Annotated in this window: 11 protein-coding genes and 2 pseudogenes; 7 read left to right on the top strand and 6 right to left on the bottom strand. The window is 59.8% G+C overall.

Annotation, left to right across the window (positions count from 1 at the left end):
• Nucleotides 1–109: 109 nt before the first annotated feature.
• The 4 genes and pseudogenes from AC13RC_RS06025 to AC13RC_RS06010 all read left to right on the top strand — a co-directional run.
• The gene (locus tag AC13RC_RS06025) at nucleotides 110–655 is read left to right on the top strand and encodes a sugar ABC transporter (RefSeq protein WP_488556708.1); all 546 of its coding nucleotides are present in this window, start codon (nucleotides 110–112) and stop codon (nucleotides 653–655) included.
• Between the two features lie 6 nt (nucleotides 656–661).
• Entirely contained in the window at nucleotides 662–988 is a 327-nt protein-coding gene (locus tag AC13RC_RS06020) for a hypothetical protein (RefSeq protein WP_488556707.1), read from the top strand.
• A gap of 20 nt (nucleotides 989–1008) precedes the next feature.
• A complete protein-coding gene (locus AC13RC_RS06015; protein ID WP_488556706.1) occupies nucleotides 1009–1866 on the top strand; it encodes an MBL fold metallo-hydrolase in 858 nt (285 codons plus the stop codon).
• Nucleotides 1867–1878: 12 nt separating this feature from the next.
• Nucleotides 1879–1983 (top strand): annotated as a pseudogene (locus AC13RC_RS06010) (disulfide bond formation protein DsbA); the annotation flags it as partial.
• Nucleotides 1984–2063: 80 nt separating this feature from the next.
• On the opposite strand, the gene AC13RC_RS06005 reads toward AC13RC_RS06010, so the two are convergent.
• A complete protein-coding gene (locus AC13RC_RS06005) occupies nucleotides 2064–2651 on the bottom strand; it encodes a TetR/AcrR family transcriptional regulator (RefSeq protein ID WP_113333764.1) in 588 nt (195 codons plus the stop codon).
• 168 nt (nucleotides 2652–2819) lie between these two features.
• Between AC13RC_RS06005 and AC13RC_RS06000 the strand changes: the two genes are divergently transcribed.
• Both AC13RC_RS06000 and ubiA read left to right on the top strand, forming a co-directional pair.
• Complete coding sequence (locus AC13RC_RS06000; protein ID WP_488556705.1) at nucleotides 2820–3242, top strand: RidA family protein; 423 nt, start codon at nucleotides 2820–2822, stop codon at nucleotides 3240–3242.
• 151 nt (nucleotides 3243–3393) lie between these two features.
• A pseudogene (gene ubiA, locus AC13RC_RS05995) lies at nucleotides 3394–4300 on the top strand (4-hydroxybenzoate octaprenyltransferase).
• Between the two features lie 9 nt (nucleotides 4301–4309).
• On the opposite strand, the gene mfd reads toward ubiA, so the two are convergent.
• Both mfd and AC13RC_RS05985 read right to left on the bottom strand, forming a co-directional pair.
• Nucleotides 4310–7810: a transcription-repair coupling factor gene (gene mfd / locus AC13RC_RS05990; protein WP_488556704.1), complete on the bottom strand. Its 3501-nt coding sequence runs from the start codon at nucleotides 7808–7810 to the stop codon at nucleotides 4310–4312.
• Nucleotides 7807–8121, bottom strand: coding sequence for an FAD assembly factor SdhE (locus tag AC13RC_RS05985; RefSeq protein ID WP_113333761.1), 315 nt, complete (start codon nucleotides 8119–8121; stop codon nucleotides 7807–7809). The genes mfd and AC13RC_RS05985 overlap by 4 nt, the downstream gene beginning before the upstream one ends.
• A gap of 173 nt (nucleotides 8122–8294) precedes the next feature.
• Between AC13RC_RS05985 and recG the strand changes: the two genes are divergently transcribed.
• Complete coding sequence (gene recG, locus AC13RC_RS05980; protein WP_488556703.1) at nucleotides 8295–10400, top strand: ATP-dependent DNA helicase RecG; 2106 nt, start codon at nucleotides 8295–8297, stop codon at nucleotides 10398–10400.
• 44 nt (nucleotides 10401–10444) lie between these two features.
• Here the strand turns inward: recG and AC13RC_RS05975 are convergent, their stop codons facing one another.
• From AC13RC_RS05975 to glmS, 3 genes are all read right to left on the bottom strand, one after another.
• Nucleotides 10445–11932: an esterase-like activity of phytase family protein gene (locus tag AC13RC_RS05975; RefSeq protein WP_488556761.1), complete on the bottom strand. Its 1488-nt coding sequence runs from the start codon at nucleotides 11930–11932 to the stop codon at nucleotides 10445–10447.
• Nucleotides 11933–12166: 234 nt separating this feature from the next.
• Nucleotides 12167–12868 (bottom strand): DUF502 domain-containing protein, encoded by a 702-nt coding sequence (locus AC13RC_RS05970; protein WP_069612147.1) that lies wholly within the window; start codon nucleotides 12866–12868, stop codon nucleotides 12167–12169.
• Nucleotides 12869–13045: 177 nt separating this feature from the next.
• A complete protein-coding gene (gene glmS, locus AC13RC_RS05965) occupies nucleotides 13046–14872 on the bottom strand; it encodes a glutamine--fructose-6-phosphate transaminase (isomerizing) (RefSeq protein WP_488556702.1) in 1827 nt (608 codons plus the stop codon).
• Nucleotides 14873–14912 lie beyond the last annotated feature (40 nt).

Genomic DNA, 14912 nt, shown 5'->3' with positions numbered 1-14912 from the left:
TAAAGCATGAGCCGATGTCGATATACCAGCGACGAATGGCAGTCTATCTTGATCAAATATCAATGAGAAACAAGGCCGAAAGCCGGTCCCTGCAACTAAAGGTGATACGATGATTTACACGGTGGAATGCAGCTTTGCCGATCCAGCCAGCGAAGCGGAGTGGAACGACTTCTATAGTCTGGATAAGCTGCCAGCCCTGATTTCGGTAAGTAGCTTTCATACCTCGCAGCGCTTGAAGGCAATCAGCCGCAATTGCCCGGTTTATCTTGCCATGCATTCGATCGATGGCCTCGATGTTCTGACGGGTGAGGAATATCGCCAAAAGGGAGGTGGAAATTTTGCGCGTTGGCAGCAGCACATCACCGATTGGCACCGAAACCTTTACGATGGCATCGAGCGAGCGCCGGCAATCGATGAAGACGAATATCTGGTTTTAAGCGCCCATGGCCCCGAGCCCCTCACCCGCCTAGACCTCACCCCGTCCGCAATGCATGCGGTGGCAATGGAGAAGCTCCCGGAGCACCGTTGGCTCGCCAAGGTGAAGCGCTCCGCGATTGCAGACATTCGGCATCTTCCCGGGGATGTTCATGTCTACGAACCGATGACGACACAATTGACGAGTGGCAAGAATGCCGCCTCCGAGACAGCGCGGTAGGTTCTGATGCCGAGCGTCACAATCTTCATCCCCGCAGAAAGCATGCCGGGCGACGAAGCACTTGCCGATCTCACGGAGCAATGCACCGAACTTTGCACGGGCATCCTTCGAGCTGCATTGGCCAACGTGCATGTCATCTATGTCGCTGTCCGCTCCGGCCGAGGGCATCAGGTCTTTGCAGACATCCGATATCGCCTTGAACCCTTTCGCACGCCGACGGTCATGGATCGCTTCATGCAAGGCCTGGATGACGCCATCAAATATAAGCTCGCCCTCACCGCGCGCATCCGTTGCTTCGGTTATGGAGCTGTATGCCTCTACGCGCGAAACTGAGCGGCTGGTTGGAGACAACAATGACTAATCTAGCGTTTCCCAGCCAGCAGGTTGGCGACTTAACAATTACCGCCATCAGCGACGGCTACCTTGCTGCCAGTCTCGACCTTCTCTCGAATATCGACCCGGCAGATGCTTCTCGGATGCAGGCGAATACGGGCGTAGAGGACCCTGCCTCGATCCATATCAACTGCTACATGGTGCGTAGTGGCGGCCGCACGGTCCTGATCGACGCGGGAGCGGGCGGTTTCAAACAATGGGGTGGCCGGCTGGAAACCAATCTCGCTGTGGCCGGCATCCAGCCTCTCGATATCGACACGATCCTGCTGACACATGCCCATCCGGATCATATCGGAGGGCTGATGAACGCTTGCGGAGACGCCACCTTCCCGAACGCCGAGCTTGTCGTCCACAATCGCGAAATCGCCTTCTGGCAGGATGACGGCAATTTGAACCGAGCACCGGAGCGCGCCCGCGGCAACTTTATCCTCGCGCGTCGAGCGTTCGACGGCTATCACGGCAGGCTGCGCTCTTTCGATGCCGGTGAGGTGCTTCCCGGCATCACTGCGGAGCCACTTCCCGGCCATACCCCGGGGCACACGGGCTATCGTCTCAATTCCGACGGCAAGAATCTGTTGGTCTGGGGAGATATTGTCCACTTTCCCTCGATCCAGATTGCACGACCGGATGTATCGATCGCCTTTGATCAGGATCCACATCTGGCAGCATCGACGCGATCAAGGCTATTGGATCTCGTCAGCTCGGAGCGGCTGTTGATCGCCGGTATGCACCTGGGCGAACTCGGTTTTGCGCATATCGAGCGAACGACCGGAGCCTACGGCGTGACTTATGCGGGACCTCATCGTCAGCAAAATTGAGGCCGCTCAAAAGATCAGCAATATGCCGTCAGCGGTGCCAAGACGCCGGACATGCCTGCCGGTGCGCTGCGCGATCTCGCCAAGATGAAGGCGGAAGCGCGTGCGGGGATGAACTAAACGGGCTTCCGCTTTTCGATCATAGCCGCGAGGGCTTCCGCGAATCGCCGATCGCGGAAGCAGCTGAGCCATAACCGGCATCAGGTCTTTGCCAGCAGTCCCGAAGCCATCGTCCGGAAGGCCTCTATCGCCTTGGGCAGCACCTCCGTCGGATTATCGCTGGCAGCAACCCAGAGAGCGGCATTCAGCGCTGCGCCCGAAATGAGCCGGGCTGCCGCCTCGGCATCGACCGGTTTGACCACCTCTTGTTCCAGAAGCTTTGACACCGTCTGCCGGGTCCCCGCGAGGCAGCTATTCTGACTTGGCCATTTCGAGGGATCGCCCAAAACAGCCGGCCCATCGAGCAGGACGATGCGCTGGACCTCCGGATCGAGCGCCATCTTGATGTAGGCCTCGCCTTCCGCAAGCAGTCCTTGCCAGTCACCGTCCGCCTGTGCGCCGATCTCCTTCGCCCGCAGCGCCATCTCATTGTCGATCTGATCGACGACTGCGGCGAGTAATCCGCGCTTGTCGCCGAAATTGTGGTAGAGCGCGCCCCTCGTCAGACCGACATCCGCCGTCAACTCATCCATTGAAGCCGCCGCAAATCCTTTCTCCGCGAAAGCTTTCCGCGCAGCGGCAATCAACTTGGTGCGATTTTCTTCCATCGTTTCCAGGCGCTTTGCCATATCACCCTCAAATTTCACATACGTTTCGTATTTGAAATATTGACATACGCCGCGCATATCAATATCTCACATACGCGCCGTATATCAAACGAGGCGGCGGTTTGGAAGCCTCGCGCGAGCTTGCGTCCTTCCCATCTTTTCAGATCAACGCGAATGAGAGCCGACACCATGACGACACGCAATGCAATTTTCCCGAAGAACAGACATGCGCTTTATGAGGAGCACGGCTATTCCGCCGCAATCCGTTCCGGCGACCTGCTGTTCGTCTCCGGTCAAGTCGGTAGCCGTGCGGATGGAAGCCCAGAGCCGGATTTCGAAAAACAGGTCGAACTCGCCTTCAACAATCTGAGAGCAACCTTGGAAGCCGCAGGCTGCACCTTCGACGACATCATCGATGTCACCACGTTTCACACCGATCCGGAGCGGCAGTTCGGCGCTATCATGACCGTCAAGAACCGGATCTTCACCGAAAAGCCCTATCCGAACTGGACGGCGGTTGGCGTCAACTGGCTGGCGGGCTTCGATTTTGAGATCAAGGTCATCGCGCGCATTCCAGATGCTGGGGAGAAGCGTAAGCCGCAGGCGGCTTGAGGATATGGTCAGATTTCGGCCCGCGGCGGAAAATGGCCGTCGCGGGCCGGACGCGACCGCAAGGCTAAATTGGCGCAGCCGCGCCTCCAGCCGTTGCGAGATGTGCGGAAGTCGCTATTTTTCTTCGTCGATGAAACCGCGGATTTCGATGATGAACGTATCCACCCGTCCCGATCTGAGCGATATTAAACTGGGTGGACCGCCGTTTACCCGCGGCGTTGAGACCCTACACGCGGCTTGCGCGGCTGGATCGGCCCGTCGGCATTTGGCTGACGCTTTTTCCTTGCTGGGCAGCGCTCATCCAAGCCTCACATGGTTTTCCAGATATCAGACAGCTAGCCATTTTCTCGCTAGGCGCATTGCTGATGAGAAGCGCGGGCTCGACTGTCAACGACATTGCGGATCGAAAGTTTGATGGGCATGTCGAGCGTACACGCTTTCGGCCATTGGCGAGCGGACAGATCGGCGTGCCGCAGGCCGTGCTGTTTCTTGCGGCCGAACTCACGCTCGCTGCTTCGCTTCTGTTCTTCCTGACGCCATTCACACGCCTTGTCGCGATCAGCGTCTTGCCGCTCGTGTTTGTCTATCCGCTCTGCAAACGTTTCACATATTGGCCTCAGGCCATTCTTGGCGCGGCCTTCAATTGGGGAATGCTGATGGCCTGGCCGGAAGTCACAGGCGCGATTCCTGTCGGCGCGGCTCTGATGTGGCTCGGCGCTATCGCCTGGCAGATCGGATACGATACCGTTTACGCCTATGTCGACGTTCGCGATGATACGCGACTGGGCTTGAAATCAACCGCCATCCTGTTCGGCTCGCGCGGCAAGGCATGTATCGGCTTGTTCTATGCCATTGCCGTCGCTGCATGGTCCACCGGTGGTTGGCTGACGGGCATGTCATTGCCCTATGTGGTCGGAATGCTCGTCATAGCCGTGCATCTCGGCTGGCAGACCTGGCGCCTCGATCTTTCACGCCCTGAGGTCAATTACCGGCTGTTTCTGGCGAATATTCTTACAGGCATACTATTGGCCGCAGCATCCTTTGCTGGATCGCTGTAAGCGGAACAACTACTTCGCCAGCTCCGCCAGTTGCGTCATGACCACGGCCGCTCCCTGCAGCCGCTTTTCCGGTGTCGGAAGATCGCGGGTCAGGAAGACGCTTTGATCGGGGCGGATCTTGGCCATCGTGCCCTGCTTGGCGATATAGCCGACGAGGTTGGCCGGGTTCGGAAATTCCTTGTTGCGGAACTGCACGACGACACCCTTCGGGCCGGCGTCCAGCTTCTCGACATTGGCGACGCGGCAGAGCGACTTGATGTAGACGATCTTGAGCAGGTGCTGAACCTCGATCGGCAAGGGACCGAAGCGGTCGATCATTTCGGCGCCGAAACCGTCGATTTCCTTCAGCTCGGTGATCTCGCCGAGGCGGCGATAGAGCGCCATACGCAGATGCAGATCGGGCACGTAGTCGTCGGGGATCATGACAGGCGTGCCGACGGAGATCTGCGGCGACCAGCCTGTATCCTGGATCTCATCGACGCCCTTGACCTCGGCGACGGCCTCTTCGAGCATCTGCTGGTAAAGCTCGAAGCCGACTTCCTTGATATGGCCTGACTGTTCCTCGCCGAGCAGATTGCCGGCGCCGCGGATGTCGAGATCGTGGCTTGCCAGCTGGAAGCCGGCACCGAGCGTGTCCAGAGACTGCAGCACCTTGAGCCGGCGCTCCGCCGTCGTGGTCAGGACTTTGTTGACCGGCAGGGTGAAGAGCGCAAAGGCGCGGACCTTGGAGCGACCGACGCGGCCGCGCAGCTGATAGAGCTGGGCAAGCCCGAACATATCGGCGCGGTGGACGATCAACGTATTGGCGGTCGGCACGTCTAGGCCGGATTCGACGATGGTCGTAGAGAGCAGCACGTCATAACGGCCTTCGTAGAAGGCGTTCATAATGTCTTCCAGCTCGCCAGCCGGCATCTGGCCGTGCGCGACCGCCACCTTCAGCTCAGGCACATCGGATTGCAGGAAGGCGTGGATATCGGCGAGATCAGCGAGACGCGGACAGACATAGAAGCTCTGGCCGCCGCGATAATGCTCGCGCATCAGCGTTTCGCGGATCACGAGCGAATCGAAAGGCGAGATGAAGGTGCGCACGGCCATGCGGTCGACCGGCGGCGTGGTGATGAGCGACAGTTCGCGCACACCCGTCATCGCCAGCTGCAGCGTGCGCGGGATCGGCGTCGCCGAAAGCGTCAGCACATGCACGTCGCTCTTCAGTTCCTTCAGACGCTCTTTGTGCTTCACGCCGAAATGCTGCTCTTCATCGATAATGAGCAGGCCGAGATTGGCAAACTGGATGCCGGCGCCGAGCAGTGCATGCGTGCCGACGACGATATCGGTCTTGCCTTCCGCCACTTCCTTCTTGGTCAGCGCCAGATCCTTGGCGCCCACCAGGCGGGATGCCTGCTGCACACGGATCGGCAGGCCGCGGAAACGCTCGGAGAAGGTCTTGAAATGCTGCCGGGCAAGCAGGGTCGTCGGCACGACGACAGCGACCTGCACGCCGTTCATGGCAGCGACGAAGGCTGCGCGAAGCGCCACTTCCGTCTTGCCGAAACCGACGTCGCCGCAGACGAGGCGGTCCATCGGCCGGCCGGCACCAAGATCCTCACGCACCGCCTCGATGGCGTTCATCTGGTCATCGGTCTCATCATAGGGGAAGCGCGCAGCGAATTCGTCGTAGAGCCCTTCGGGTGAGGTCAGCACCGGCGCATGGCGCGTCAAGCGCTCGGCCGCAACACGGATCAAGTCACCAGCGATATCCAGAAGGCGCTTCTTGAGCTTCGCCTTACGCATCTGCCATGCGCCGCCGCCGAGCTTGTCAAGCTGCGCCTCGGTGCCCTCGCCGCCAAAGCGCGAGAGCAGATCGATATTCTCGACCGGCAGGAACAGCTTGGCATCGTCGGCATATTGCAGCTCAAGGCAGGCATGCGGTGCACCGGCAGCCTCGATGGTCCTCAGCCCAACGAAACGGCCGATGCCATGCTCGGCATGAACGACGATCGAGCCTTCATCCAAGCCTGCCACTTCCGAGATGAAGTCGGCGGCGCGCTTGCGGCGCTTCGAGCGGCGCACCATGCGGTCGCCGAGAATATCCTGCTCGCCGATGACGATGAGATCGCCGGCCTCGAAGCCGGCTTCGAGGCTGAGTACGGCGGCAGCCGCCTCGCCCTTCGCCAGGCCGCTAAGATCCTTGAAGGCCTCGATGGTCTTGACGCGCGCCAACCCATGTTCGGAAAGCACCTGCAGCAGGCGATCGAGCGAACCTTCGGTCCAGGCGGATATGAGCACCTTGCCGCCTGCCGCCCGCTTGTCGGCAATATGCTTGACGACCGCGTCAAAGACGTTGATGCGCTCGCTGTCGGCGCCATCGGTGGCGGAGCGCGCCCAGCGCGGCCCTTGGCGGGCATCAAGCTCGATGACGCGACGCGCCTCACCCTCATGTTCGTTGAAGGGCGAGATGCGGATGGCGCCGAAGGCATCAAGCGAAGTGCCGAAGGCCTTGCCATCGAGATAGAGCTGGCCCGGCGTGACCGGTTTATAGGGCGTGCCCTGCGCCATTTGCCCCTTGGCCTGCTGGCCGGAATTCAGGCGGGCATCGTAATAGTCGAAGACGAGCTTGGAACGCTCCTCTGCCGCCTCGCGCACGGTGTGATCCGTGACCAAGCGGAAGCCCTTGAGATAGTCGAAAACCGTCTCCAGCTTCTCATAGAAGAGCGGCAACCAATGTTCCATGCCGGCGTATCGCCGACCTTCGGATACGGCGAGATAGAGCGCATCATCGCGCGTAGCGGCGCCAAAGGCGGAGAGATAGCTCTTGCGGAAGCGGCTGATCGTATCCGGCGTCAGCGTCACTTCGCTCATCGGATTGAGATCGAGCGAACGCACCTGCCCAGTTGTACGCTGGCTTGCCGGATCGAAGCTACGGATGCTTTCCAACGTATCGCCGAAGAAATCCAGGCGCACCGGCTCTTCCGTGCCGGGAACGAAGACGTCGAGAATGCCGCCGCGCACCGCATATTCACCGACCTCACGTACCGTTGCGACGCGATCGAAACCGTTGCGCTCCAGGCGGGCCGCGATGTCGTCCATCCGGACCTGATTGCCGGGACGGGCCGAGAACGCCAGGCTCTCGATAATATCTTGCGGTGCCACCTTCTGCAGCATGGCGTTGACGGTCACCAGCACGATGGCCGCGTGCGGCTTGCGATGATGCGCGATCAGGCCGGACAAAGCCGCCAAGCGCCGCGCCGAGGTGTCGGAGCTTGGGGAAACGCGGTCGTAGGGAAGGCAATCCCAGGCCGGCAGGGTGAGCACCGGGATTTCGGGCGCGATGAAGCCGAGCATCTGTTCGACATCGGCCATGTGCTGGCCGTCCGACATGACATAGGCGATCGGCTGGCCGGCCTTTGCCATTTCGGCAATCAGGAACGGCTCCAGGCCGGCCGGAACATGACCGATCGTCATCGGCTCGCTGGCGGCGAGCAGCTTCTTCGCGTCGAAACCGGGGATCATTTCGTTAATCCGAACCTCTCGGCGATCTCTTCGAAATCGGGCTTGTAGGAGGCCAGACGCTCAAAGAGAGGCGTCTGCAGATGCTGCGGCGTCGGCTGGCTGCCGAGGATCCACTTCAAGAGATCGTTATCCTCCTCGGCCATGATGCGCTCGAGCTCATCGAGATCGGCCTCGGAAAGCCCCGGCAGCTCATTATCGGCAAACTGGCCGAAGACCAGATCCATTTCGCGGATACCGCGATGCCAGCAACGGAAAAGGATGCGCCGGCGGCGAGGATCGAGATCGGCACTGCTGAGGGTCAGCCCAGTCATCAAAAACACCTTTATGTTGATGCGTCTCTATAAAACCAGCGCTCACAGGTGGGAACCGGTTTTTAAGAAAAAAGCACTTGCGATGCAATTTTCCGGGGAGTGTCGGGCTCAAAGGGATCGAGTTTTCCGCTGCCCCTTGCCAAATGCGCCCTGCCCGTCGCATTTTGCCGGCCATGCGTCCCGCTATCCTCGACCCGCTGTTTGCCTCCATCTCTTCGCTGCCCGGCGTCGGGCCGAAGGTATCCGAGCTGCTGGTAAAGCTGCTCGACCGCGAAACGATCGACGATTGTCGGGTCATCGACCTCATTTTCCACGCGCCGCATTCGATCATCGACCGACGCGAGCAGCCCGGTATCGCGAGGGCGCCGCAGGGCGCCATCGTCACCATTACCGGCCGTGTCGACCGTCATCAGCCGCCGCCGAATGCGCGTAGCAACGTTCCCTATCGCGTCTATCTGCACGACGAGACCGGAGAATTGGCGCTGGTCTTCTTCCGGGGCAAGGCACAATGGCTCGAAAAGCAGCTGCCGATCGACGAGACGGTCACCGTCAGCGGCAAGGTCGACTGGTTCAACGGCCGCCCATCTATGGTGCATCCGGATTACATCATGCGCGAGAGTGAAGCGGAAAACCTGCCGCTCGTCGAACCGGTCTATCCACTAACCGCCGGCCTCACGCCGAAGTTCCTGCGCAAGACCATCGAGGCGGCGCTGCCGCGCATTCCGCAGTTGCCTGAGTGGGATGATATAGCCCTTACGCAGAAGCAGGGCTTTCCCTCGATCTCCGATAGCTTCCACATGCTGCATGCGCCGAGAGATGCGGCCGATATCGATCCGCAATCTCCCGCGCGCCGCCGGCTTGCCTATGATGAATTCCTGGCGGGGCAATTATCGCTTTCGTTGGTGCGCCAAAGGTTGCGCAAGGTTGCGGGACAGCCGGTGCATGCAACTGGAGAAATCAGCCGCAAGTTACTGGAATCCCTGCCCTTCTCGATGACGAACAGCCAGCGTGAAGCGGTTGCCGATATTCTGAAGGATATGGCCGGCACCGAGCGCATGCTTCGGCTGCTGCAGGGTGATGTCGGCGCGGGAAAGACGCTGGTGGCACTGATGGCGATCGCAGCCGTGATCGAAAGCGGCGGCCAGGCCGTGCTGATGGCGCCGACCGAAATTCTCGCCCGCCAGCATTATGCAACGATTTCGAAATTCGCTGCTAGTGCAAACCTTTCCGTCGAAGTTCTCACAGGCCGCACGAAGGGACGCGAGCGGGATGCGATCCTTGAACGCATCGCTTCCGGGGAAGCACAGATCATAATCGGCACGCATGCTCTCTTTCAGGACAGCGTCGCCTATGCCAACCTCATGCTGGCTGTGGTCGACGAACAGCACCGCTTCGGCGTTCACCAACGCCTGCGCCTGACCGCGAAGGGCATCTCTCCTCATATGCTCGTGATGACCGCAACGCCCATACCGCGAACGCTGGTGCTCGCCGCCTTCGGCGATATGGACGTTTCGAAGCTCACTGAGAAGCCGGCGGGACGCAAGCCGATCCAGACGATCACCATTCCGAATGAACGAACCGGCGACATCGTCGCACGCCTGAGAAGCGCGCTATCTGAGGGTAAAAAAGCCTATTGGATATGCCCACTTGTGGAGGAATCCGAAGAATCCGATTTAATGTCCGTCGAAGAGCGCCATGAGACATTGACCAAGGCGCTTGGACCGGGCATCGGCCTGATCCATGGCCGGATGAGCGGCCCGGAAAAAGACGCCGTGATGATGGCCTTCAAGAATGGCGAGATCCGCCTGCTGGTCGCCACGACCGTCGTCGAAGTGGGCGTCGATGTCCCCGACGCGACCATCATGGTCATCGAACATGCCGAGCGTTTTGGCCTTGCGCAGCTTCACCAATTGCGCGGACGTGTCGGTCGCGGTGACGAAGCCTCGACCTGTATTCTTCTCTACAAAGGCCCCCTCGGTGAAACCGGGCATGCGCGGCTGTCGATCATGCGCGAGACCGAGGACGGCTTCCGCATTGCCGAGGAGGATTTGAAGCTGCGTGGCGAAGGCGAGCTTCTAGGCACGCGTCAATCCGGCACGCCCGGCTTCCGCATCGCCAGCCTTGAGGCTCATGCCGACCTTCTGGAGATCGCCCGCAAGGATGCCGCCTATCTGATCGAGCGCGATCCGGAACTGACCAGCGAGCGTGGCAGCGCGGTACGCACCCTGCTCTATCTCTTCCGTCGCGACGAGGCGATCCGGTTCCTGCGAGCGGGGTAAGCGGATGGACGCGTTAGCCGCGTCCATCCCTGTCTCTCACGACATTACTTTGCGGCGAGGCCGGGAATGGTGACCTGGAACACCTGGAACATGGTGTCGACATCGGCACCGCTTTCATCCTTATAGGCGGCTCCGACCTGGAAACCGTCCTGGGTGATGAAGTCGTTGTCATTGGCGACGAACAGGAAGTAGTCGTCGGGCAGCTTCGGATCCTGAACGCTGGCGATCGACATGGCCTCCCACTTTTCCGAGAGGTTGTTACGGTCGTTCGGCGCGCCATTGTGCAGACCGAAGCGCGCAAGATCGGCGCTGTCGTTGATGTCGATGAACTGGCTGACGAAAGCCGGCTTGACGGAGGGATCAAGAACGCCCTTTGGCGCGACAGCCGTGTCGCCGTCGAACTTGCCGCCGGCAATATCGGTGGCAGCGGACACATCGACGGCAACGATGCTACGATAGAGCGACTTATCGCCCTTCTGGCCATAACCATTGTTGCTGTCGCGCGCCAGCATCAGGAAGCTTGTCGGTGAGAGCGCCACGATTTCGCTTTGCGCGGCGACGGCCGTCTTGCCTTTGTCATTGGTGAAGACCGGCAGAGGCACGACATATTCGTGCACCAGTTTCAGATGGTCGAGATCGGCGGCATCATAGACCAAGGCGCGTGTATTCTGCCTGGTAGAGCTGGAATCGCCACCGTCCTGGCGGGTCGCGGACTGAAGCACGACGATCAGGAACTTGCCGTCCGGCGTCAGGGACATCCCCTCGAAGCCCTGATTATTTTGGCGACCGCTGGTCGGATCCTTCGGATCGGGCGCGGCTTCACCGGGGCCGGGATTGTTCGAGGAGAAATTCACGGCGCCGTGGCGCATCGGCAGAAACGCCGCCGGCGGTGCCGTGGCCGAGATCATGCGCCCGTCTGCCGAGAAGCGATAGATGTAAGGACCGTATTCGTCACTGATGAACATCGAACCGTCGGGCAGCCGAGCAACAGCTTCGTTATCGAGCGAGATCTTGCCGTTCGGTGCCTGCGGCAAAAGCGGCATACCGCTTTCTGCCTGGCGAACGCCGTTGGCGGGGTCGAGGCCAGTGGTTTCGTTGCCCTTGTTGTCTTTCAAAAGCAGAGTATCCGCGAGCTTGGCTTCGACGCCCGACTGTTCCTGGCCGGCCGACGGCGTCGCCCCGGGAGCAACCGGCGTCAGCTTGATATCGATGATGTTGAGACGTCCGCGATAATCGGTGGTGCCGGCGACATTATAGCCGCGGTCCGGCAGCAGCCAGAGCGAACCCTTATAGGTGCCGTCGGCATTGCGGACCCAGCTCTTGGTGTCGATCGACATGCCCGAACCGGAACCGAAGGTCTCGCCGAACTTGTCGCGCAGATTGGCGGGGATACGACCGACCGCGACACGTCCCTTGTTGACGAGCGTCACGCCCTGGACTGCGATGGAATTATCAGCAAGCGCCGCGACCGGTGCAGAAAAAACAAATGTGGCCAGCGCGGCCGACAACAGCGGCAAGCTCTTCGAATGCATATATTTCAAGACAATATCCTCCAGTGAAAATACGTATGGAGACAATGAGATCCATCTCCGACCCGCTCTCAAGCTGCGTCGAAGAACAACAGCCGGGGTCGAAACTCCGAATGTTTGATGAGATGCATCCGATTGCCTGTCCCGTAGGACGATCTAAGGCGTCAATATGATAGAGACATGACAGTTCGCGCGGTACGCGAGGCCAGGCAACCTACGACAGGAACGGGAGCGTTTCTAAGTCAGCGATTTTATCGGAACTGGCCTGGGCAGCCCCTTTGCCGCGACGAGCTCTTCCTTGTATTCGGGCGATACAAGTCCGCCCGAGATCAGCAGTTTGGCGCCATCCTCCGGGCTCATGTCGAGCACCGTGATCTTTTCGCGTGGAACGAAAACCAGAAAGCCGGCCGTGGGAACAGGTGTCGGCGGCAGGAAGACCGCCACCATGTCCTGCCCCATGGCATTGAATTTCGAGGCGATCTCCCCTTTGGCATCGGTCGATATGAAAACCATCGACCAGAGGCCCGGGCTTGGATATTCGATCAGCCCGACCTTCTTGAAGGATGTGCCCTGCTCTTTCAGCACAGTCTCGAAGATCTGCTTGACGCTCTTATATATGGTCCGCACCAGCGGCACGCGGTTGACGATCGACTCCCCGAAGCGGACGATGCTCTGGCCGATCAGGTTCTTGGCGAGGAAACCAACGATCGTGATGAAGATCATCGCGATCACCAGGCCGGTCCCCGGAACGGCGAAGTTCAGATAGCTTTCAGGATCGTAGCGCGCGGGAATATAGGGGCGAACCCAGCTATCGGCCCAATGAACGACGGACCAGGTCAGCCAGAGCGTGATGGCGATCGGGGCGCAGATAATCAGGCCGGCCAGGAAATTATTTCTGATCCGCGTGGTTACGGACATTTTGATGAGTTTTTCAGTCATTCGCCGCTCGAAAACTCCGTTCCGCCGCCTACTGCTACCCGGCAAATCCTCCCCACCATCTCAGTATGGGAATCGTGCCAGAAATCTGCGCGGCATACAACCCGCCAGCCGCGTCCGCGAGCCGAACAAACGTCCGGCTCACGACGACGTGACGGCAAATGCGGAACGGAAGTTGTCCTATTCCACGGTGACCGATTTGGCGAGATTGCGCGGCTGATCGACGTCCGTGCCCATGAAGACGGCCGTATGATAGGCAAGCAATTGAATCGGCAGCGAGAATATGATCGGGGCGATGATCTCGTCGACGACGGGCAAGGTGATGGTCGCCATGGTCGGCAATGTCGAGGCTGCCGCACCAAGCTCATCCGTGATGAAGATGATTCGGCCGCCGCGCGCCGCCACTTCCTGCATGTTGGAAACGGTCTTGTCAAAGAAGCGGTCATGCGGAGCAATGACGATGACGGGCATATTCTCGTCGATCAGCGCGATCGGCCCGTGCTTCAATTCGCCGGCCGCATAGCCCTCTGCGTGGATGTAGGAAATCTCCTTCAGCTTCAGCGCGCCTTCCATGGCGAGCGGGAAGCTCGTGCCGCGACCGAGATAGAGCACATCCTTGAACTTCGAGATTTCGCGCGACAGGCTTTCCATCTGCGGCTGAATGATATTCAGCACATTCGCCATGATACGCGGCATCTCGACGAGATGGCGCACCATCCCTTCCTCATCCTTGGCACTGATAGTACCGCGAGAAACGCCTGCTCCGATCGCGAGCGATGCGAGAACCGCAAGCTGGCAGGTGAAAGCCTTCGTCGAGGCGACGCCGATCTCGGGACCAGCCAGGATCGGAAACACCGCGTCGGATTCACGCGCGATGGTCGATTCCCTGACGTTGACCACGGCGCCGATCTTCAGGCCGTTGTCCCGGCAATAGCGCAGCGAAGCCAAGGTATCCGCGGTCTCGCCGGATTGGGAAATGAACAGCGCCGCTTGCGACGGCGACAACGGCATTTCGCGATAGCGGAATTCTGAGGCCACATCGATTTCGACCGGAAGACGCGCATAGCGCTCGAACCAGTATTTGCTGATCAGGCCGGCAAGATAGGCGGTGCCGCAAGCCGAAATTGCAAGGCCGGACACGCCGCCGAAATCTATGGCCGAGACATCCGGGCGCACGCGATGGCTGGCGAAATCGACATAGTGGCTGAGCGCATGGGAAATGACTTCCGGCTGCTCGTAGATTTCCTTTTCCATGAAGTGGCGATGATTGCCCTTATCGACGACATAGGCGGTCGCCTGGGAAATCTGCCGCGGCCGGCTCACTTCCTTGCCGCTGAAATCGAGAATGGTCGCGCCGGCATGGCTAACGATGGCGCAGTCACCATCGACGAGATAGGTGATTTCGTTGGTGAAAGGCGCAAGTGCGATGGCATCCGAACCGAGGAACATCTCGCCCTTGCCGTAGCCGACCGCAAGTGGCGGGCCAGAACGCGCCGCCATCAGCGTGCCGGGATCGTTTTGAAACATCACGGCCAATGCGTAGGCGCCCGTCACACGGTTCAGCATTTTCAGCATGGCCGAACGTGCGTCCAGGCCTTCGCGAACGTATTTCGCCAATAGATGAGCGACAACTTCCGTATCCGTTTGCGAGGCAAATTCCTGGCCTTCGGCCTTCAATTCTTCGCGCAGCTCGGAGAAGTTCTCGATAATGCCGTTGTGGACGACAGCAACACCTTCGACGAAATGCGGATGGGCATTGGTTTCATTCGGAACGCCGTGGGTTGCCCAACGCGTATGTGCAATGCCGGTCGTGCCGGGCAAAGGATCCGACTCGAGGCGCTTTTCCAGATTGAACAGCTTTCCCTCCGCGCGGCGGCGATCCATCACGCCGTCGTGGATCGTCGCAACTCCCGCCGAATCATAGCCGCGGTACTCGAGCCGCCGCAGCGCGTCCACCAAGCGCTCCGCCACAGGCTTCGTTCCGACGATCCCCACAATACCGCACATACAGCTCTCCGTCTGGCCTCAGATATGAGGGCAAGTCCTA

This window comes from Martinezella sp. CNPSo 3890, from assembly GCF_057784455.1.
This window is presented reverse-complemented; position numbering and strand designations above follow the sequence as displayed.